Raw genomic sequence first — 20,478 nt, forward strand, 5'->3', positions numbered from 1 at the left:
GGTCGGTGGCTTCGCGTCTTCCTGCGAGGCAAAAAGCGCCTCTACGTCAGAAGCTCCATCCCCCTCTCATTCTGAGCGAGCCGCTTCCGCTTTTAAATATTATCCAGCTCCAGTGGCCAGCTCTTCGCATCTAAGAACCTCCCGCACTAAAGGTAAAAAGCACCTTTTGTACGAGAGAACCTTAGCTGGTCAGAGCTAAACGGGCCACTTCCGCTTTTAAACTGGCCTAACCAGTTCAAATTGTTCTCCTAATTTTGCATAGTTGTGTCCTGCTAGGCGGCTTATTGGTTTGAGTCCTTCTGCGTGAATGCGCCCTTTTTCATATAGATGTTCGGCAACATGGAAACGAACGACGCGTCCAATTAGTAGATCGCAAGCTGGTGAGTCTTCTGTTCCACCAAGTGGAATTGCACGTTCTAATATGCATTCCATTCGAATATTTGCTTCTTTTACACCTGGAACGGAGATGACTTCACTTTCAATTGGTGTTAGTTTTGCTAGTTCAATTTCACTTTCATTTGGAGGGAGATTAGCTGCTGTTTCGTTAATTGCTGCTACATATGATTCATCAGAAATATGTACAACAAATTCTCCTTTTTCAATTGCGTTTCGAGAAGTGTCCTTTCTTTCTCCCGCTTTTCGTTGTACAGAAACTGAGATAAGTGGTGGATTAGCAGCGACAATATTGAAATAACTATATGGTGCTCCGTTTAATACACCATCTTTTGTTACAGAAGTAACGAATGCGACAGGGCGAGGGATGATACTTCCAGTAAGTAATTTGTAATTATCTTTTTCAGTTTGTTCATTTGGATTAATGGATAACATGCTTGTAATCCCCTTTCTAAATATGAATACTTATTGTTTGTTTACAAGATATCGGTGAGAAAATCCTGCTGGAAATAATATTTTGTTTCATAAAAAGAACTTACTTCAATTGTAATGAAGTAAGTTCTTTTTCAAGAATCTCAAGATTGAGATGAAAATTAAAGTAAAACGTATGCGCCAGGTCCGATTAAAGCTACACCAACAGCAACAGCGATTAACATTAAGTTATATTCATATCCGTTTTGTGTCACCCAGTAACCATTTTTCCCGTGAACAGTGAAGATAGCCATTAACATTGTTCCAACGATAAATAATGAGCCAACTATAATGAAAATACCTGATGCGAATAAGAAACCACCTAGTAATTCAGTTGCACCAGCCATAAATGCCATAAATACACCAGGACGTAAACCGATTGATTCCATCCAGCCACCTGTTCCTTTTAAACCGTAACCGCCGAACCAACCAAATAATTTTTGAGTACCATGACCCATGAATGTAATTCCTATAATAAGACGAATAATAAGAAGACCGAAATCCATCATTTTTAAAAAACCTCCTAAAAGTTATTAACTTACCTTATGTAAGTAATGATAAAATAGTTACTTACTTTAGTCAAGCGGGTTTTGAAAAAAGTTTGAATTAAATTTTACAAATTAACAACAAAAAATAAAATGTAGTAAAGACCTCTAGACAAGTTGGACGAAAAAAGAGAAAATATAAATAGAAGTTAACTTCTTATTGTTATTCAGACAATCAGAATTGACTGGAATTTTGTGAAGCGCTACAATAAGAGTCTATTAGTAATGACGTAATTTATTTCGAAAGCGTTTTTACAGTATAATATTCGAAGTATGAAGTCTTACATGTATCCCGAGCTTTACTAGGGATTGCCCTATAAACTTTTAGGTAAATTATAAGGAGGACTATCCTATGTTTAAAAAATTATTTGGTCTTGGTTCAAAAACAAATGAAGAAACAATCGTAGCTCCATTAACTGGAGCAGTGAAAAATATTGAAGAAGTACCAGATCCAGTATTCGCTGGTCGTATGATGGGTGACGGTGTTGCAATCGATCCTACTGAAGGTGTAGTTGTATCTCCAGTTGATGGTGAAATCGTACAATTATTCCACACAAAACATGCTATCGGAATTAAAGCGAAAAACGGCACAGAAATTTTAATCCACGTTGGATTAGAAACTGTAAAAATGGAAGGCGAAGGTTTCGAAGCTCACGTTTCTGAAGGCCAAGCTGTAAAAGCTGGAGATAAATTAATCTCATTCGACTTAGAATTAATCCGTGAAAAAGCGAAAAGCACAATTACTCCAATCGTTATTACAAACACAGATGCAGCTGAGTCTATTAAGACAACTGTAGGCGTAACAGCTACAAAAGGTTCAACAGAAGTAATGAAAGTTACAATGAAATAATTGCTGCATAAGAGGAATCCGTTTCGTATGAAATGGATTCCTTATTTTTGTTGCATATTCAGTAGGTATGTTAAAATACTCTGGGCACTTGGAAATAGGGTTTCACATATATGTGGATAAGGCGCATTTTTCTTAGAAAAAATATAAGAGAAATGCGCCTTTTGTATATTCACATTTCTTTTGTTCTATTCTAATGTAAGTTATGATGAGTGGTAAGAAATTGAATATAGGGGTGGGTTTGGATGAAACGAGTGTTATTTGTTTGTACTGGCAATACATGTCGTAGTCCAATGGCTGAGGCGTTGCTTCGTCATCACGGAGGAGATAGGTTTGAAGTGCAATCTGCCGGTGTTTTCGCCTATCCTGGGAGCGATGCATCGGTATATGCGAAGGAAGCTTTAGCTGAAAAAGGGATTTCAATTGATCATGCCGCGCAACAAGTAAACGAAACTTTGCTTGATTGGGCTGATATTGTCGTAACGATGACAGAAAATCATAAACACATTGTACTTGGGCATTATCCGAGTGTTGAAAAGAAATTGAATACGTTATATGGATTAACTGAAGGTATAGGTAAGGACATTTCAGATCCATTTGGAGGCTCGCTTTCTATTTATAAAGAAACGTTAGATGAGATGGAAAAACTTGTACAAACTTTACTGAAAAAACATTCAGTAGGTTGATGTTTCGTGTATAATACGATATTGGAGATCACTTCGTTCTATTGAGGTAGCGAGTGTGAAATGAAGATAATTGATTGAAACTTTGGAGGGGTAAAAATGAAAGTAGTAATAGCATCTGATCACGGCGGTATGAATATCCGCAAAGAACTTGTAAGTTTATTAGAAGAGTTAAATATTGAATATATTGATTTAGGTTGTGAATGTGAAGCTGGTTCTGTTGATTACCCTGACTTTGCGTTTCCAGCAGCTGAAATGGTAGCGAATGGTGAAGTAGATCGTGGTATTTTAGTTTGTGGGACAGGCATTGGTATGTCAATCGCAGCAAACAAAGTAAATGGTATCCGTTGTGCGTTAGTTCATGATACTTTCAGTGCGAAAGCAACGAGAGAGCATAATGACACTAACATGCTAGCAATGGGCGAGCGTGTAATTGGTGCTGGTCTAGCGCGTGATATTGCGAAAATCTGGTTAACAACTGACTATGAAGGTGGTCGTCACGAAAACCGCGTAGGAAAAATTAAAACATACGAAACAAAGTAATAGATTCTAACTATTAGTAGTGTGAAATATAATTTGGTGAACCAACCTGTGAAAGGAAGAGGCGTAATGACAGAAATCGTAAAGGTAAGAGAACAGCTACAAATGTCGCTTTCTGATTTCCAAGAACAAGCTTCATTACAAAGCGGTCAAATTTTTGTAGTGGGTTGTAGCACGAGCGAAGTGCTAGGCGAAAGAATTGGAACATCAGGAACGATGGAAGTAGCAGAGGCGATTTTTTCTGAGTTAAAACAATTTCAAGAGCGAACAGGTATTGAATTAGCGTTTCAATGTTGTGAGCATTTAAACCGTGCTTTAGTAGTTGAGAGAGAAGTAGCGATAAAATATCAATTTGAAATTGTAACAGTTACGCCTGTTAGATCAGCGGGTGGTGCATTGGGGACATATGCGTATCACAATTTGAAAGATCCGGTAGTAGTTGAGTTTATTAAAGCAGATGCAGGAATGGATATTGGTGATACATTTATTGGTATGCATTTAAAACATGTAGCTGTTCCGGTTCGTACAAGTGTGAAGGCAATTGGAAGTGCGCATGTAACGATGGCCAAAACACGTGGAAAACTAATTGGTGGAGCACGTGCTGTTTACGCGGTGGCGGAAGAGACTACCACTTGCCGTTAAATATGAGAAATTAGGAAGTCATATAGTAGCTGTTTATCATAAGATAAAAGGTATGTTGTCTGACTTTATAGTAGAAGAAAGAAAAGACCGATTTTCGGTCTTTTTTTTCTTTTATGATATAGAAAGTCATGTTAGAATGTAGTTGAAAACATGAAGGTTCGAAAGAATTACAACCTGAATTTTCGTTTTTTCTGAATAAATGAGAAAAAACTGTTGGGAATCGATGTAATTCGTTCAGAAAAGGGGGATTTTGGTGGATCATTTAAAACGTCAAGATGAAAAGGTATTTGCTGCAATTGAGGCAGAACTAGGAAGACAGCGTTCAAAGATTGAGTTAATTGCTTCGGAAAACTTTGTAAGTGAAGCGGTAATGGAGGCGCAAGGTTCTGTTTTAACAAATAAGTATGCTGAAGGATATCCTGGAAAACGTTACTATGGTGGCTGTGAACACGTAGACGTAGTAGAAGATATCGCACGTGATCGCGTGAAAGAAATTTTCGGCGCAGAGCACGTAAATGTTCAACCACACTCTGGTGCACAAGCGAACATGGCAGTATACTTCACAATTTTAGAGCAAGGCGATACAGTACTTGGTATGAATTTATCTCATGGTGGTCACTTAACACACGGAAGTCCTGTTAACTTCAGTGGAGTACAATATAATTTCGTAGAATATGGCGTGGATGCTGACTCTCACCGTATTAATTACGATGATGTATTAGCAAAAGCGAAAGAACATAAACCAAAATTAATCGTTGCAGGTGCAAGTGCGTACCCTCGTGTTATCGATTTCAAACGATTCCGTGAGATTGCAGATGAGGTGGGTGCATACTTAATGGTGGATATGGCACATATCGCTGGTTTAGTAGCTGCTGGCTTACATCCAAATCCAGTACCACATGCACATTTCGTTACAACGACAACACATAAAACGTTACGTGGTCCGCGCGGTGGTATGATTTTATGTGAAGAGAAGTTTGCAAAACAAATTGATAAATCAATCTTCCCTGGTATTCAAGGTGGTCCACTTATGCACGTAATCGCTGCAAAAGCTGTTGCGTTTGGTGAGACACTTCAAGAGGATTTCAAAACGTATGCACAAAATATCATTAACAATGCGAACCGCTTAGCTGAAGGTCTTCAAAAAGAAGGACTTACACTTGTTTCTGGCGGAACAGACAATCACTTAATCTTGATTGATGTTCGTAACCTAGAAATCACAGGTAAAGTAGCAGAGCACGTATTAGATGAAGTTGGTATTACAGTGAACAAAAATACAATTCCATTTGAAACAGCAAGCCCATTTGTAACAAGTGGTGTACGTATCGGTACAGCAGCTGTAACATCTCGTGGTTTCGGTTTAGAAGAAATGGATGAAATTGCGTCACTTATTGCTTACACATTAAAAAATCATGAAAATGAAGCTGCATTAGAAGAAGCACGTAAGCGTGTAGAAGCGTTAACGAGCAAATTCTCAATGTATCCAAATCTATAATAGATTGAAGAAGACTGCTGAAACGTAATTGTTTTGGCAGTCTTTTTTGTGGACATATATTATTTTTAAAGTATGTATACAAATGATGAATAAATTTTGGCGATATAATGAAGGATACAGCTCCCATAATTGGTAAAGATACTAGATAGATTCATCGTAAAATCATGATTTTGCCAAATTTGCCCTTGAATATTAGTAGCGTTTTCTTTACAATCGTAAATAGTGTAAAAAAGCGTGCAAACGCATGAATATCATCTAAAGGAGAGATTCACATGGGAAAACTGTATGTATTTGATCACCCGTTAATTCAACATAAGATTACATATATTCGCGATAAGAATACAGGTACGAAAGATTTTCGTGAATTAGTGGACGAAGTAGCAAGCTTAATGGCTTTCGAAATTACTCGCGACCTTCCGCTTAAGGATATTGAAATTGAAACGCCTGTAAGCAAAGCGACAACAAAAGTGATCGCTGGTAAAAAACTTGGTTTAATTCCGATTTTACGTGCAGGTTTAGGAATGGTTGATGGAATTCTGAAATTAATTCCAGCAGCAAAAGTAGGACACGTTGGTTTATACCGTGACCCTAAAACATTGCAACCGGTAGAATACTATGTGAAACTTCCAACGGATGTAGAAGAGCGTGACTTTATCGTACTAGATCCGATGCTAGCAACAGGTGGTTCTGCGGCTGAAGCGATTAACTCTCTGAAAAAGCGCGGTGCGAAACAAATTAAGTTAATGTGTATCGTTGCAGCTCCAGAAGGGGTAAAAGTAGTACAAGAAGAACATCCCGATGTTGATATTTATGTAGCAGCATTAGATGAGAAATTAAATGACCACGGATATGTAGTACCAGGTCTTGGTGATGCTGGTGACCGTTTATTCGGAACGAAGTAAGACAACTGACGAGCAGGGGAGATTCCCCTGCTCGTTTTTTTTTTTTTTGCTGTAAGCAAGTAGGGGAGAGGATAAATATACATCGTATATACAACATAAGTTGCATACACATCACATATAATATAGAAGTCTTACGTCTGAGGAACACTATATTATGGAAGAAAAGCGTTATATCTCGAAAATATAATAGTGACAAACTTGTGAACATTTCCTTCTATTATAAAGAGAAAACTGTTAGAAATTGCATATATGTAACCAGTATTTAGAAGGGGAACGTTTTCATTTTTGGGAGGAAATGCCTAATACTCAAATTTTTAGATTTTTTACGATTTCTCGTTGACACTGTTAATACCCTATTGTATGCTAACAACGGGGATAGATGGTAGGGCTTTCAGTGACAAAATTACATCTATTCCGTGACGAAAATGTAAACTTTTTGTTTTGTATAGGATTTATGCAAAAAAATGAGTTATTATTAACACATCGTGAATGAGGGTTACATATTGGAGGGATGAATCCTTGCAAAAAAACGATCGCAGCCATATAAAAGCATATGCTTTAATGTCAGGAATTCTTGCTCAGTTAGTCGGTTCTATACTTGTTGGAATCTTTGGTGGGCAGTGGATTGATAATAAGGTTGGAACGTTTCCATTGTTTCTTATTATAGGGTTATTACTCGGGTTAGGAACAGGGGTATACGCAATGATTCGACTCATTCGACATTACTATTCGGGAGAGCAATGATGATAGACGTACATGGACTTGTCCAAAGACAAAAGAAATATATGTACTACTTGCTTGCGCTTCTAGTGCTAGGATGGGGATTTACCTCTTACAAGGATGTATTTCTTGGGCTGATTATCGGAACGATTTTCAGTTTTCTTAGTTTGCGCATCATTGCACGTAGAACAGACAAGCTGTTAGATCGCGTAACAAATGGAGAAAACGTGAAGTTTAAGGCGACAGCTGTAAGTACATATTCAAGATTCGCTACGATTGGGTTATTAATTTTATTTGCAGCCAAATATCAAGAGTTAATTGCGATGTGGGGCTTAGGTGTAGGATTGCTGACAGGATACCTTGTCATGATCATAGATTTTCTTTATTTAGAGTATAAGAGCAGGGAAGAGAGGTGAATTACTAGTGGAACACGGTAAATTAGTTAAATTTCTAGGTTTAACGTTCGATTTGTCATCAGTTATGATGGTTACTGTAGCAGCAGTTATTGTTTTCTTAATCGCTGTTATCGGAACTCGCAGCTTAGCCCTTCGCCCAACCGGGATGCAAAACTTCATGGAATGGGTGTTTGACTTCGTGAAAGGGATTATCAATAGTACGATGGACTGGAAAACAGGTGGACGTTTCTTAACGCTTGGCGTTACGCTTATCATGTTTATCATCGTATCGAACTTCCTTGGTTTACCATTCATGTATTCAGCAACTGAAGCTGGCGAACATATTGCATGGTGGAGGTCACCAACGTCTGATCCAGCAGTTACATTAACATTAGCCGTGATGGTAGTTACCCTCACCCATTATTATGGAATTAAGATGAAGGGTACGAAAGAGTATGTTAAAGGTTATTTCCAACCTATGAAATTCTTATTCCCATTAAAGGTTATTGAGGAGTTTGCTAACACATTAACGTTAGGTCTTCGTTTATTCGGTAACATTTATGCAGGTGAGATCTTATTAGGATTACTTGCTAAGTTAGGCGGGGCATCATTCCTTGGAGCATTAGGTGCGCTTGTACCGATGTTAGCGTGGATGGGATTCAGTGTATTCGTTGGATCAATCCAAGCATTTATTTTCGTTATGTTAACGATGGTTTATATGGCTCATAAAGTAAGTCATGACCATTAATATAATTTAAGTAAGAAAAAATTTATTTTTTTATAATACAAAGGAGGACAAATTAAATGAGTTTAGGTGTAATCGCAGCTGCAATTGCAATTGGTTTATCAGCATTAGGTGCAGGTATTGGTAACGGTCTTATCGTATCACGTACAATCGAAGGTGTTGCTCGTCAACCAGAATTAAAAGGCGCACTTCAAACAATTATGTTCATCGGGGTTGCTTTAGTTGAGGCACTTCCAATCATCGGTGTAGTTATTGCATTCATCGTAATGAACAAATAAGGGAGACTCCCCTTACATAGATGGCGAAGAGTGTTTTTCCGAACTTTCTTCGCCATTGCTTTATGAACGAAACGTATGTCTTTTTTTTTCATATGATCAATTTAGATATTTTGAAGGGAGTGAATCCTTGTGCCAACTTTATTATTAGGAGCTTCCATTCCATTTGGAACGATTGCTTATACATTGTTCATTTTCTTAATTCTATTAGTAATGCTACGCAAATTTGCGTGGGGTCCTTTAATGGGAATTATGAAAGAACGTGAAGAGCATGTTACTAATGAAATCGACGCTGCAGAAAGAAGTAACGCTGAAGCGAAGAAGTTAGTAGAAGAACAACGTGAAATGTTAAAACAATCGCGTGTTGAAGCACAAGAGTTAATCGAAAGAGCGAAAAAACAAGCTGTAGATCAAAAAGATGTGATTGTTGCTGCTGCGAAAGAAGAAGCAGAATCAATTAAAGCATCTGCTGTACAAGAAATTCAACGCGAAAAAGAGCAAGCAATTGCTGCTTTACAAGAACAAGTCGCTTCTTTATCTGTTCAAATTGCTTCTAAAGTAATTGAAAAAGAATTAAAAGAAGAAGATCAAGTTAAGTTAATTCGCGATTATATTAAAGAAGTAGGAGAAGCGCGATGAGCAATGGGATTGTAGCAAAACGTTATGCTGTCGCTCTTTTTAAAATTGCAAAAGAAAAACACGTATTAGAAATGTTTGAAGAAGAATTACGCCTTGTACAAAACGTTTATGTAAAGAACGGAGAACTACATAGCTTTTTAACACAACCAAACATTTCAAAAGAGCAGAAGAAAACGTTTCTTGCAAACGTATTCGGATCTGTTTCTGAATCAATTTTAAATACGTTATATATTTTAATTGATAACAAGCGTATTGATATCTTACCTGAAATTGCAGATGAATATGTTGTTCTTGCTAATGAAGAACGTAACGTAGCGGATGCAACTGTATATTCTATTCGTCTTCTATCTGAAGAAGAGAAGCTTAACATTGCAGAAGCATTTGCAAAGAGAACGGGAAAAGATGCAATTCGCGTGAAAAATGTTGTAGATGAAGATTTACTAGGCGGAATTAAAGTACGTATTGGAAATCGCATTTATGACGGAAGTTTACAAGGAAAATTAGCACGTATTCAGCGTGAATTAATGAAGAATAGATAGGGGTGAAGCACATGAGCATCAGAGCTGAAGAAATTAGCGCACTGATAAAGCAACAAATCGAGAACTATCAGTCTGAAATCGAAGTTAGTGATGTTGGTACAGTTATCCAAGTTGGTGACGGTATTGCGCGTGCTCATGGTCTTGATAACGTTATGGCTGGTGAGCTTGTAGAGTTCTCTAACGGCGTTATGGGACTAGCACAAAACTTAGAGGAAAACAACGTAGGTATTATCATTTTAGGACCTTACACAGAAATCCGTGAAGGTGACGAAGTTCGTCGTACTGGTCGCATCATGCAAGTACCAGTAGGAAAAGAACTAATTGGTCGTGTTGTAAACCCATTAGGTCAACCAGTTGATGGTCTAGGCCCAATCAATACAACAAACACTCGTCCAATCGAAAGTCCAGCACCAGGTGTAATGGATCGTAAATCTGTTCATGAGCCACTTCAAACAGGTATTAAAGCGATCGATGCTCTTGTACCAATTGGCCGTGGTCAACGTGAATTAATCATCGGTGACCGTCAAACTGGTAAAACAGCAGTTGCACTTGATACAATCATTAACCAAAAAGATGAAGATATGATTTGTATCTATGTAGCTATCGGACAAAAAGAATCAACTGTACGTAACGTAGTAGAAACACTACGTAAGCATGGTGCATTAGAGTACACAATCGTTGTAACTGCATCTGCTTCTCAACCAGCTCCATTATTATACTTAGCTCCTTATGCTGGTGTAACAATGGGTGAAGAGTTCATGTACAATGGTAAACACGTATTAGTAGTATATGATGACTTATCAAAACAAGCAGCGGCTTACCGTGAGCTGTCATTACTATTACGTCGTCCTCCAGGTCGTGAAGCTTATCCAGGGGATGTATTCTACTTACATTCTCGCTTATTAGAGCGTGCAGCAAAATTAAGTGATGCAAGAGGCGGCGGTTCTTTAACTGCACTACCTTTCATCGAAACACAAGCAGGGGACGTATCAGCTTACATCCCAACAAACGTAATTTCTATTACGGATGGACAAATCTTCTTACAATCTGACCTATTCTTCTCTGGCGTACGTCCAGCGATCGATGCGGGTACTTCTGTATCTCGTGTTGGTGGATCTGCTCAGATTAAAGCAATGAGTAAAGTATCAGGTACACTTCGTCTTGACCTTGCATCTTACCGTGAGTTAGAAGCGTTCGCTCAGTTCGGTTCTGACCTTGATAAAGCAACTCAAGCGAAACTAAACCGTGGTGCTCGTACTGTTGAGGTATTAAAACAAGGATTACACAAACCGTTACGTGTAGAGAAACAAGTTATCATTCTTTACGCTTTAACACGTGGATTCCTAGATGATATCCCAGTAGTAGATATCACTCGTTTCGAAGAAGAATTCCATGCTTGGTTAGATTCTAATGCGACTGACTTATTAGAAGAAATCCGCACAACTAAGAAACTTGCGGATGACGACAAATTTGCAGCAGCAATTAACGGATTTAAAAAAGTATTCGTAGCTTCTGAATAATAAAAGCAGAAGCGGCTCGTTCTGAATGTGAGGGGGATGGAGCTTCTGAAGAAGAGGCGGTTTTTGCCTCGTAGGAAGAAGTGAAGCCACCGAGCATTCAAGCCGCTGGAGCTAGATAATAATATATATAGGCATCTCAATCTTTGAGATTGCTGACGGTTATGTAAAGGAAAAGAGTAGGTGCACCTATTCTTTTCCTTCAATCATGAGCAAGAATATCTTGCAACGTAGATTAGGAAGAGGATTCTTACTAATCGTGCCAACTTCCGGAAAAAAGGTGGTGAAAACCTGTGGCATCTTTACGCGATATAAAAGCGAAGATTACCTCGACAAAGAAAACGAGTCAAATTACGAAAGCGATGGAGATGGTATCTGCATCTAAGTTAAACCGTGCAGAACAAAATGCTAAATCTTTCGTTCCGTATATGGAAAAGATTCAAGAAGTAGTAGCGAGCATTGCGCAAGGAAGTAAAGGGATTAATCATCCGATGCTAAATGCGCGTCCTGTAAAGCGTACAGGATACATCGTTATTACATCTGATCGCGGACTAGCAGGTGGTTATAACAGTAACGTATTACGTACAGTGAGTAACGTAATTCGTGAACGTCATAATATGGATTCAAACCAATATTCAATTATTGTGCTTGGACGACTAGGACGTGATTATTTAAAACGTCGCGGCTTTAACATTATTGATGAAGTAGTTGGATTATCTGACCACCCATCATTTACTGATATTAAAGATCTTGCTTCTCGAGCAATTGCGATGTTTGCAGATGGCGCTTATGATGAGCTGTATATTTACTACAACCATTACGTAAGTAAAATTTCACAAGAAGTAACGGAAAATAAAATTTTACCGCTTACTGATGTGGCGTCTGATAAACCGACGACAGCTTATGAATTCGAACCTTCTGAAGAAGAAATTTTAAAAGTACTATTGCCACAATACGCAGAAAGCTTAGTGTACGGTGCATTACTAGATGGTAAAGCAAGTGAGCACGCAGCGCGTATGACAGCAATGAAGAGTGCTACAGACAACGCAATGGAAGTTATCGATTCACTTACACTTTCATTCAACCGTGCGCGTCAGGCAGCGATTACGCAAGAAATTACGGAAATCGTTGGTGGAGCAGCAGCGTTAGAGTAGTATTAAAAAGCGTAGGCGGTTCGTTCAGAATGAGAGGGGGATGGAGCTTTTGACGTAGAGGCGATTTGTGCCTCGTAGGAAAAAGCGAAGCCACCGAACATTCTAACCGCCGGAGCTAGATTCAGTAAAAAATGGAAGCGGCTCGTCCAGAAAAGGAGGGCATTGGAGCTCCTGACGAAGAGGCGTAGTTTGCCTCACAGGAAGGCGCGAAATGACCGACTGTTCTAGCCGCTGGAACTAGATTCAATAAAAAGCGGAAGCGGCTCTTTCAAAAGAGTCGCGTAAGCTAAACTAATAAAAAATTAAAAGCCAACTTCTCTTAGAAAGCTGGCTAATTAAAAGAAAGCTAGGAGGGAACCCGATGAATAAAGGGCGCGTTACGCAAATCATGGGTCCGGTTGTAGACGTTAAGTTTGATGGCGGAAAGCTACCAGAAATCTACAACGCCCTTACGGTAAAACAAAGCAACGAAAACGGAAGCATGAACTTAACATTTGAAGTTGCACTTCATTTAGGTGATGATACAGTTCGTACAGTTGCGATGTCTTCCACAGATGGACTTGTTCGTGGCACAGAAGTAGAAGATACTGGTAAAGCAATCTCTGTACCAGTTGGTGATGTAACACTTGGACGTGTATTCAACGTATTAGGTGATGCAATTGACTTAGATGGTGAACTTCCTGCGGATGTACACCGTGATCCAATTCACCGTCAAGCACCTGCATTCGAAGAATTATCTACTAAAGTAGAAATTCTTGAAACTGGTATTAAAGTAGTAGACTTACTTGCTCCTTACATTAAGGGTGGTAAGATCGGCCTATTCGGTGGTGCCGGTGTAGGTAAAACAGTATTAATTCAGGAATTAATTAACAACATCGCACAAGAGCACGGTGGTATCTCTGTATTCGCTGGTGTAGGTGAGCGTACTCGTGAGGGTAATGACTTATACCACGAAATGAGCGATTCTGGCGTAATCAAGAAAACTGCGATGGTATTCGGACAAATGAACGAGCCACCTGGAGCACGTCAACGTGTTGCATTAACAGGTTTAACAATGGCTGAGCATTTCCGTGATGAGCAAGGACAAGACGTACTTCTGTTCATCGATAACATCTTCCGTTTCACGCAAGCGGGTTCTGAAGTATCTGCCCTTCTTGGTCGTATGCCATCTGCGGTAGGTTACCAACCAACACTTGCAACAGAAATGGGTCAATTACAAGAGCGTATTACATCTACAAATAAAGGGTCTATCACGTCTATCCAAGCGGTATATGTACCAGCCGATGACTATACTGACCCAGCACCAGCTACAACGTTCGCTCACTTAGATGCAACAACAAACTTAGAGCGTCGTTTAACACAAATGGGTATTTACCCAGCCGTAGATCCATTAGCATCTACATCTCGTGCACTTTCTCCAGAAATCGTAGGAGAAGAACATTATGAAGTAGCTCGTCAAGTACAACAAACTTTACAACGTTATAAAGAACTTCAAGATATCATCGCTATCTTAGGTATGGATGAGTTATCTGAAGAAGATAAGTTAGTTGTACATCGTGCTCGTCGTATTCAATTCTTCTTATCTCAAAACTTCCACGTAGCTGAGCAGTTTACAGGTCAAAAAGGTTCTTACGTACCTGTAAAAAATACAGTTAGTGGTTTCAAAGAAATTCTAGAAGGAAAATATGATGACCTTCCAGAAGATGCATTCCGCTTAGTAGGTGGCATTGAAGAAGTTATTGAAAACGCGAAGAAAATGATGGCATAAGGCCTTAGGAGGGACGAAGTATGAAGACATTTCCAGTCAGTATTGTAACTCCTGATGGACCGGTTTACGAAAAAGAAGTAGAAATGGTAAGTGTAAAAGCAGAGAGTGGGGAAATGGGGATCTTACCAGGTCACATTCCAACTGTTGCACCATTAAAAATTAGTGCAGTTCGTCTGAAAAATGGTGGACACACTGATTATGTAGCAGTAAGCGGTGGCTTTATCGAAGTTCGTCCAGATAAAGTGACTGTATTATCATCATCTGCTGAAGAAGCAAACCATATCGATATCCATCGTGCAAATGAAGCGAAGCGTCGCGCTGAGCAACGTATGCAAGATAAACAAGCACATGTTGACTTTAAACGTGCAGAAATGGCCTTGCAACGTGCCGTGAACCGTTTAAACGTTTCTGATATGAAGTAAAAAAATCCGTAAGGGCCCTTGCCTTTACGGATTTTTTTGTGTATTTTATGGATAATTTTACAAAACTGGTATAATTATATTGATGCTTGTATAAGTAGAAGTGTACAACAATTTATATTTCATAAAGGGGATGAATCAATGATTGGTGAAATGAAGTGAGAAGCATTGTACTCTTTAAAGGGAAAATGGGGACTAGGTGTTGGATCAACAATTTTATATTTTATTTTAAGTTATGTCGTTTCGATGGCTGCAATGCTTATACTATTAATTCCAGGAATTATTATATTTCTCTCAGTTGCAAGCTTAACTGGATCATTTGAAGAGGAAACGATGTCAATTGGAGCAGGTATTACCTTTGGGATTTTTTATTGCATTATGATAATTTTGAGTAACGCATCGTATGGGATTACATCATATGGTTATACAAATGTATTTTTACAGATTAGTAAACGAGAAGATGCTAAAGTAGATCACTTATTCGAAGGATTTCGCGGTTTTAAAAGAATGATGAAAACAATGTGGGCAATGCTTGCGATTTTGTTATATACAGGTACATGGATTCCGATGCTGTTAATAGGCTTATTTGCATTGTTAGGTGAAGAAGGGAATACGTCATTTGCAATAGCTTTCTTCGTACTATTAGCGATTTCAATTGTTGGTATGATTGTGATGTATTTTTCTTATGCGCTGACGTACTATGTGATGATTGAAAATCCAGAATATAGTGTTTCGCAGGCGATGAAGGAATGTAAGAATCTTATGAAGGGCCATAAGTTAGATTTGTTTCTTTTATGGCTGAGCTTCATAGGATGGGCTATTTTAGCGCTTCTTACTTTTGGAATAGGCTTTCTTTGGCTTAGTCCGTATATGAGTACAACGACAGCACACTTTTATCGCTACATTTCAAAAGGTGAATTTCAATAGGAACATGCTATACTAATAGAATTATTGTGTATAGGAGGCGAGGCTACGCATGATTAGTGATTTAAAAGGAGAAGCACTAGATTCATTAGAAGGAAAATGGGGATTAGCTGTTGGAGCTACACTACTCATTTCAATTCTTATCACGGCTTTTAGTTTTAGTGTTGATTGGGGATTTTCTTTAATTTTCGGTTGGCAAAAAACAAATGGTTCACTTTCAACGAATATTCTTACATTTTTTGTTACTGGACCGTTAACTTTAGGTGGATATTACCTTGGTTTAAATATCCTTCGTGAAAAGCAAGCTAGTATTGGTAATGTATTCATTTGGTTTTCAGAGGGAAAGAGATTTCTAAAATCATTTTTATTATATTTATTAGTAAATCTTTATCTTTTCTTATGGACGTTATTGTTCATTATTCCAGGTATTATTAAATCATTTTCTTATGCGATGACGTACTTTATTATAAACGATCATCCTGAGTATTCCCTGAACCAAGCTATTACAGAAAGTCGTCGTATGATGGATGGACATAAGATGGAGTATTTCATTTTATGTTTAAGTTTTATTGGCTGGTTTATATTGAGTTGTATTACGTTAGGGATTGGATTCTTATGGTTAATTCCATATTTCTACACAACATCTGCGGCTTTTTACGAAGAAATCGCAGAAGAATATTATGAGAAAAAAATTTAGCACTATAAAACCCCCAGTATGAATTATTTGTTCATACTGGGGTTTTTTTGTAGAAACTTTATAAACTGATTACTAGTAAGTGGTTTACTGAAATAGTAACCTTGCATATATTTACAGTTATGTTTTTGCAGAAACTTAAGCTGTTTTTCGGTTTCAATTCCTTCGGCAACGACTGAAAGATTTAAAGTATTTGCGAGGGAAAGGATTGTAGAAACGATGGCTCGTTCTTCAGGACGATGATCAGCTAATTGTGTGAATTCTCTCGGTACTTTTAATGTATCGATTGGAAAAATTGATAAATAAGCAAGAGAAGAATACCCAGTACCGAAGTCATCAATGGAAGTTTGGATACCGTACTCTTTTAATTGTTTCAGTCTCAATAACGTTTCTTTCTCGTCAATCATTGCAATTCTTTCTGTTAACTCAAGTGTTACATATTTTGGATCGACTTGCACGTCGTTTAATATTTGTGAAATGTTTTCGATTAATTGATCTTGCCGGAATTCTTTTGCGGATAAATTAACACTTATTTTTAAATTTTGGTAGCCAAAGGTATGCCATATTTTTAATTGGAGACAAGCTTCTTGTAATACCCAATGTCCAAGTGGGACTACTTGTGGCGTCTCTTCTACAATTGGAATAAACTCACATGGTGAAATGTCACCTAATAGTGGGTGTTTCCAACGTATTAAAGCTTCAGCACCGATAATTTTATTTGTTGTCGTATCAATTTGTGGTTGATAAACGAGATAAAATTCTTTGTTTACTAAAGCGATTGGCAAATCTTTTTCAATTCGAGCTTTTCGTTCCATTTTTTTATATAGTTCTTTCGTGTAAAGAGAGCTACCGTTTTTTCCTTTATTCTTTGCTTCGTACATGGCCATATCAGCATGCTGCAAAATGGATAGCGCATCTTCACCTGCTTCAGGATATATTGCAATTCCGATGCTCGGTGAGATTTGTAAATGTTGATTTTCGATTTCAAATGGCTCATTCATGGCCGCTACAATCCTATCAGCTATTTTTTGGACATCTGGCTTTTTTTTGTAATTCTCGATAAGGATTGTGAACTCATCCCCAGCTAGCCGCGCGAGTTTCATATTTGATGTTGCTATTCTTTCGAGCCTTTTTGCTACTGCGATGAGCAATAGGTCTCCTACTCGATGACCGAGGGTATCATTAATAACTTTAAAACGGTCTAGGTCGAGAAACATAACAGCAAAAGGCTTTTTCGATATTTTTGCTCGTGCAATTGCCTGTTCCAAATGTTGATGAAATGCACGACGATTTGCAAGCTCTGTTAAAGTATCATGGTATGCTAAGAAATTAATCTGTTCTTGCTGTTGTTTGCTTTCCGTAATATCTTTAATCATTAAATAAACCCCAGAAATTTTCTCCTTTAAAAAGATCGGTACGGCGGTAACGTGCAAGTAGTAAATATCTCTGTTTTTATGATACGCCCGTATTTCTAAAGAGATAGAATGTCCCTTTTTTACACGATGAAAGGAATTAATCATTTCTTCTAAATCTTCTTCGTATATGAGTGAATAGTAAGGCTGGTTTAATAATTCATTCGTTTGATAACCGAGTAAAGTAGTACCAGCGTTATTTACTTTGAGAAAATTGCCGTATAAATCTAATGTGAAGATTGGATCTGGATGATGCTCGTATAAAGATTTAAACATTTGTTGATTATGATAGAGTTCATTTTTCTGTTCTACTAAATCTTCTGTACGTAGTTTAATTTGTTTCTCGAGTTCTGAGTTGAATTGCATTTGAGCTAACAATAATATTTTATTTTGTTTTCGAACTAAACTATGACGTATGAGAACGAAAGAGAAAGTTATTATAAGACCGATTACTATAATAGGCGCAAAGACGTATTCAACTAATATAAAAAGAATAAGTGTTACTACTGAAATATAAGGCAATGATAATCGGATTGATTCACCAATTTTAGGTGTTAGTAGTACTTGCTCTTGTTTTTCAGGTTCTTTTGTATGGAGAATACAGGCGATTGCTACTAGTACTAAGGTTACTTGATAGAAAGGAGTAACTGTAAACATAGAATACTCTGGTGTGAAGTATTTTATATAAGCATAAATCGCATCTGTAGTAGCATATAAAATTAAGGCACTGCCAAGAAGTGCACCAACCTTTTTAGGTAATAAGGATAGTGGTTTGAATAAAAGATTGATTCCTATTAAGAGAAAGAGTAAATCAGCCATTGGATAGGTAAGTTGAACAAATATGTCGATATAGGATGTTGTAAAGATGTGAATGGTTCGTTCAATAAGTAGGTAGTAACTTAAAGTAAATTGGGCTGTAACGATAATACAAATATCACATAGCATAAAAAGTTTTTCTAATAAATCTCGGTTATAAATGATTTCGTATAGAAAGGCAAATGCAAAACTAACTAAAAAAAGTAAGTAAAAAAAATCAGACGGATCAACGAACGTATAGAAGTCCTTTACAATTAAACGCTGATAGGCAACGACTATATCACCGATAAAATAAGAGAGAGCTCCAGTAGATAATATGATCCAAAATAAACGAGGTAGCCCTTCTTTCATGTTTGAAAAGTAAAGTATATAACTACAAGCGATAATATCAATTAATAAGGTACTCATTCCGATTAATAGCTGAAAAGGAAATGAGTATTCATATAGAAAAGGCATCGCTACGTAGTGAATCGTTATAGACAGCAATACAATGCTTATAAGAATACTTACATGTGTTTGTTTTTTCATTTATATCACCTACGGTTTCTTGAAAAGCATATATAAGTTTTATATTTATTTTGCACAATTATATCAAGTTGTAAAGATAGATTTTAATAATTCTTGTTTCTGTCTCCCAACATATCGACATAGGAATTTGAAGTTTGCTATAATGATTAGAATAGTTGCATTATTTAGAAAAATTTAAAAATAATAATTACTGCAACTAGGACATATTGTTTACTATGTGAACTTGTTCTTAATTTAGGGGGGAGGGTTTCACAATGGCAAGTGTATATGAAAATAGTTATATGATCGTTTTGATTTTCTTGCTATTAGGTATATTGCTGCCGGTAGTGGCTCTTACATTAGGAAGGATGCTGCGCCCAAATAAACCAAGTGCAGCAAAGGCGACGACGTATGAGAGTGGAATTGAGCCTTTTCATGATGCAAATATTCGGTTTCATGCTCGTTATTATATTTTCGCTTTATTGTTTGTGATCTTTGATGTAGAAACTTTATTTTTATATCCTTGGGCTGTTGCGTATGACAAGCTAGGTTTATTTGCATTAATTGAAATGCTCATCTTTGTTGTAATGTTGCTAGTTGGATTAGCGTATGCTTGGAAAAAGAAGGTGTTACAATGGTTATAAATTTTGAGGAATTACATCCAAATGAGCGAGCAGAATTAGAACGAAATATCTTTTTTTCTACATTGGAACAGTTGAAAGGATGGGCGAGGAGTAATTCTTTATGGCCGATGACATTCGGACTGGCGTGCTGTGCAATTGAAATGATGGGAGTAGGCTCATCACATTACGATTTAGATCGATTTGGGTCATTTTTTCGGACTTCACCAAGGCAATCGGACGTCATGATTGTATCGGGAACAGTAACGAAGAAGATGGCTCCTATTGTTCGGCGTTTATATGATCAAATGCCTGAACCGAAATGGGTTATTGCGATGGGATCTTGTGCGACAGCAGGTGGTCCGTATGTAAATTCATATGCTGTTGTGAAAGGTGTAGACCAAATTGTACCAGTTGATGTGTATATTCCTGGTTGTCCCCCAAATCCAGCTGCTTTAATTTATGGAATTAATAAATTAAAAGAAAAAATTCGTTACGAAGCAAAGACCGGGAAGCAGGTGACGAATAAATGAGTAATCCAAATAAAGATTTAGAGGAGCTGAAAAAAGAAGCAGCTAGGCGTGCAAAAGAAGAAGCGAGAAAACGCCTTGTAGCGAAACACGAGGCGGAAATAAGTGAGCTTGAGGAAGAAGATCAAGAAAAAGAGAAAGCGCTACCAAAAAACGATGATATTACTATAGAAGAAGCGAAACGACGTGCAGCAGCAGCTGCAAAAGCAAAAGCGGCAGCGTTAGCGAAGCAGAAAAGAGAAGGAATAGAAGAAGTAACGGAAGAAGAAAAAGCGAAAGCCAAGGC

General features: G+C 37.7%; 24 protein-coding genes and 1 pseudogene. 22 read left to right on the forward strand and 3 right to left on the reverse strand.

What is annotated here, in order from left to right; translation table 11 throughout:
• Positions 1-216: 216 nt before the first annotated feature.
• Together C4S65_RS30870 and C4S65_RS30875 are read right to left on the reverse strand one after the other, a co-directional pair.
• Positions 217-828 (reverse strand): flavin reductase family protein, encoded by a 612-nt coding sequence (locus tag C4S65_RS30870; RefSeq protein ID WP_000949048.1) that lies wholly within the window; start codon positions 826-828, stop codon positions 217-219.
• Between the two features lie 158 nt (positions 829-986).
• Positions 987-1,373 (reverse strand): DoxX family protein, encoded by a 387-nt coding sequence (locus C4S65_RS30875; protein WP_086407140.1) that lies wholly within the window; start codon positions 1,371-1,373, stop codon positions 987-989.
• 388 nt (positions 1,374-1,761) lie between these two features.
• Here C4S65_RS30875 and C4S65_RS30880 point away from each other — a divergent pair, with 388 nt between their 5' ends.
• The 19 genes from C4S65_RS30880 to C4S65_RS30990 all read left to right on the forward strand — a co-directional run bounded on the left by C4S65_RS30880 (position 1,762) and on the right by C4S65_RS30990 (position 16,310).
• Entirely contained in the window at positions 1,762-2,259 is a 498-nt protein-coding gene (locus tag C4S65_RS30880; RefSeq protein WP_000473666.1) for a PTS glucose transporter subunit IIA, read from the forward strand.
• A gap of 242 nt (positions 2,260-2,501) precedes the next feature.
• Positions 2,502-2,942: a low molecular weight protein arginine phosphatase gene (locus tag C4S65_RS30890; RefSeq protein WP_000832376.1), complete on the forward strand. Its 441-nt coding sequence runs from the start codon at positions 2,502-2,504 to the stop codon at positions 2,940-2,942.
• A gap of 96 nt (positions 2,943-3,038) precedes the next feature.
• A complete protein-coding gene (rpiB, locus tag C4S65_RS30895; protein WP_000869542.1) occupies positions 3,039-3,482 on the forward strand; it encodes a ribose 5-phosphate isomerase B in 444 nt (147 codons plus the stop codon).
• Positions 3,483-3,548: 66 nt separating this feature from the next.
• Positions 3,549-4,121 (forward strand): TIGR01440 family protein, encoded by a 573-nt coding sequence (locus C4S65_RS30900; RefSeq protein WP_000136382.1) that lies wholly within the window; start codon positions 3,549-3,551, stop codon positions 4,119-4,121.
• 253 nt (positions 4,122-4,374) lie between these two features.
• Positions 4,375-5,616: a serine hydroxymethyltransferase gene (gene glyA, locus C4S65_RS30910; RefSeq protein ID WP_000349800.1), complete on the forward strand. Its 1,242-nt coding sequence runs from the start codon at positions 4,375-4,377 to the stop codon at positions 5,614-5,616.
• 272 nt (positions 5,617-5,888) lie between these two features.
• Positions 5,889-6,518 (forward strand): uracil phosphoribosyltransferase, encoded by a 630-nt coding sequence (upp, locus tag C4S65_RS30915; protein ID WP_000517539.1) that lies wholly within the window; start codon positions 5,889-5,891, stop codon positions 6,516-6,518.
• A 379-nt stretch (positions 6,519-6,897) separates the two neighbouring features.
• Positions 6,898-7,011, forward strand: a complete 114-nt coding sequence (locus C4S65_RS30920) for a DUF4024 domain-containing protein (RefSeq protein ID WP_000232962.1) — start codon at positions 6,898-6,900, stop codon at positions 7,009-7,011.
• Between the two features lie 26 nt (positions 7,012-7,037).
• Positions 7,038-7,262 (forward strand): AtpZ/AtpI family protein, encoded by a 225-nt coding sequence (locus tag C4S65_RS30925; RefSeq protein ID WP_001171223.1) that lies wholly within the window; start codon positions 7,038-7,040, stop codon positions 7,260-7,262.
• On the forward strand, positions 7,262-7,654 hold the full coding sequence (locus tag C4S65_RS30930; protein WP_000567600.1) for an ATP synthase subunit I: 393 nt from the start codon (positions 7,262-7,264) through the stop codon (positions 7,652-7,654). Before C4S65_RS30925 ends, C4S65_RS30930 begins: the two co-directional genes overlap by 1 nt.
• Before the next feature lie 7 nt (positions 7,655-7,661).
• Positions 7,662-8,381 carry a F0F1 ATP synthase subunit A gene (gene atpB / locus C4S65_RS30935; protein ID WP_000399879.1) on the forward strand — a complete coding sequence of 240 codons (720 nt, stop codon included), beginning with the start codon at positions 7,662-7,664 and terminating at the stop codon, positions 8,379-8,381.
• Between the two features lie 56 nt (positions 8,382-8,437).
• Entirely contained in the window at positions 8,438-8,656 is a 219-nt protein-coding gene (gene atpE / locus C4S65_RS30940; protein ID WP_000052064.1) for a F0F1 ATP synthase subunit C, read from the forward strand.
• Between the two features lie 129 nt (positions 8,657-8,785).
• Positions 8,786-9,292, forward strand: a complete 507-nt coding sequence (gene atpF / locus C4S65_RS30945) for a F0F1 ATP synthase subunit B (RefSeq protein WP_001142622.1) — start codon at positions 8,786-8,788, stop codon at positions 9,290-9,292.
• Positions 9,289-9,831, forward strand: coding sequence for a F0F1 ATP synthase subunit delta (gene atpH / locus C4S65_RS30950; RefSeq protein WP_000064682.1), 543 nt, complete (start codon positions 9,289-9,291; stop codon positions 9,829-9,831). Before atpF ends, atpH begins: the two co-directional genes overlap by 4 nt.
• A gap of 11 nt (positions 9,832-9,842) precedes the next feature.
• Positions 9,843-11,351 carry a F0F1 ATP synthase subunit alpha gene (gene atpA / locus C4S65_RS30955; RefSeq protein WP_000027521.1) on the forward strand — a complete coding sequence of 503 codons (1,509 nt, stop codon included), beginning with the start codon at positions 9,843-9,845 and terminating at the stop codon, positions 11,349-11,351.
• A 290-nt stretch (positions 11,352-11,641) separates the two neighbouring features.
• Positions 11,642-12,502, forward strand: coding sequence for a F0F1 ATP synthase subunit gamma (gene atpG / locus C4S65_RS30965; protein ID WP_000157703.1), 861 nt, complete (start codon positions 11,642-11,644; stop codon positions 12,500-12,502).
• A 361-nt stretch (positions 12,503-12,863) separates the two neighbouring features.
• Positions 12,864-14,270, forward strand: coding sequence for a F0F1 ATP synthase subunit beta (gene atpD, locus C4S65_RS30975; protein WP_001032597.1), 1,407 nt, complete (start codon positions 12,864-12,866; stop codon positions 14,268-14,270).
• 20 nt (positions 14,271-14,290) lie between these two features.
• Positions 14,291-14,692, forward strand: a complete 402-nt coding sequence (atpC, locus tag C4S65_RS30980) for a F0F1 ATP synthase subunit epsilon (protein WP_000847214.1) — start codon at positions 14,291-14,293, stop codon at positions 14,690-14,692.
• A 165-nt stretch (positions 14,693-14,857) separates the two neighbouring features.
• The gene (locus C4S65_RS30985; protein WP_254905337.1) at positions 14,858-15,616 is read left to right on the forward strand and encodes a DUF975 family protein; all 759 of its coding nucleotides are present in this window, start codon (positions 14,858-14,860) and stop codon (positions 15,614-15,616) included.
• Between the two features lie 49 nt (positions 15,617-15,665).
• On the forward strand, positions 15,666-16,310 hold the full coding sequence (locus tag C4S65_RS30990; RefSeq protein WP_000622466.1) for a DUF975 family protein: 645 nt from the start codon (positions 15,666-15,668) through the stop codon (positions 16,308-16,310).
• Positions 16,311-16,333: 23 nt separating this feature from the next.
• Here C4S65_RS30990 and C4S65_RS30995 read toward each other — a convergent pair whose 3' ends face one another.
• A complete protein-coding gene (locus C4S65_RS30995; RefSeq protein ID WP_086407141.1) occupies positions 16,334-19,063 on the reverse strand; it encodes an EAL domain-containing protein in 2,730 nt (909 codons plus the stop codon).
• 254 nt (positions 19,064-19,317) lie between these two features.
• On the opposite strand from C4S65_RS30995, the gene nuoA reads away from it, so the two are divergent.
• From nuoA to C4S65_RS31010, 3 genes and pseudogenes are all read left to right on the forward strand, one after another.
• A complete protein-coding gene (gene nuoA / locus C4S65_RS31000) occupies positions 19,318-19,686 on the forward strand; it encodes an NADH-quinone oxidoreductase subunit NuoA (RefSeq protein WP_000179273.1) in 369 nt (122 codons plus the stop codon).
• A complete protein-coding gene (nuoB, locus tag C4S65_RS31005; protein ID WP_000236331.1) occupies positions 19,677-20,195 on the forward strand; it encodes an NADH-quinone oxidoreductase subunit NuoB in 519 nt (172 codons plus the stop codon). Before nuoA ends, nuoB begins: the two co-directional genes overlap by 10 nt.
• A pseudogene (locus C4S65_RS31010) lies at positions 20,192-20,478 on the forward strand (NADH-quinone oxidoreductase subunit C); the annotation flags it as partial. The gene nuoB and the pseudogene C4S65_RS31010, both read left to right, overlap by 4 nt.

It is taken from the genome of Bacillus sp. ok061, from assembly GCF_900108285.1.
Taxonomy (GTDB): domain Bacteria; phylum Bacillota; class Bacilli; order Bacillales; family Bacillaceae_G; genus Bacillus_A; species Bacillus_A thuringiensis_S.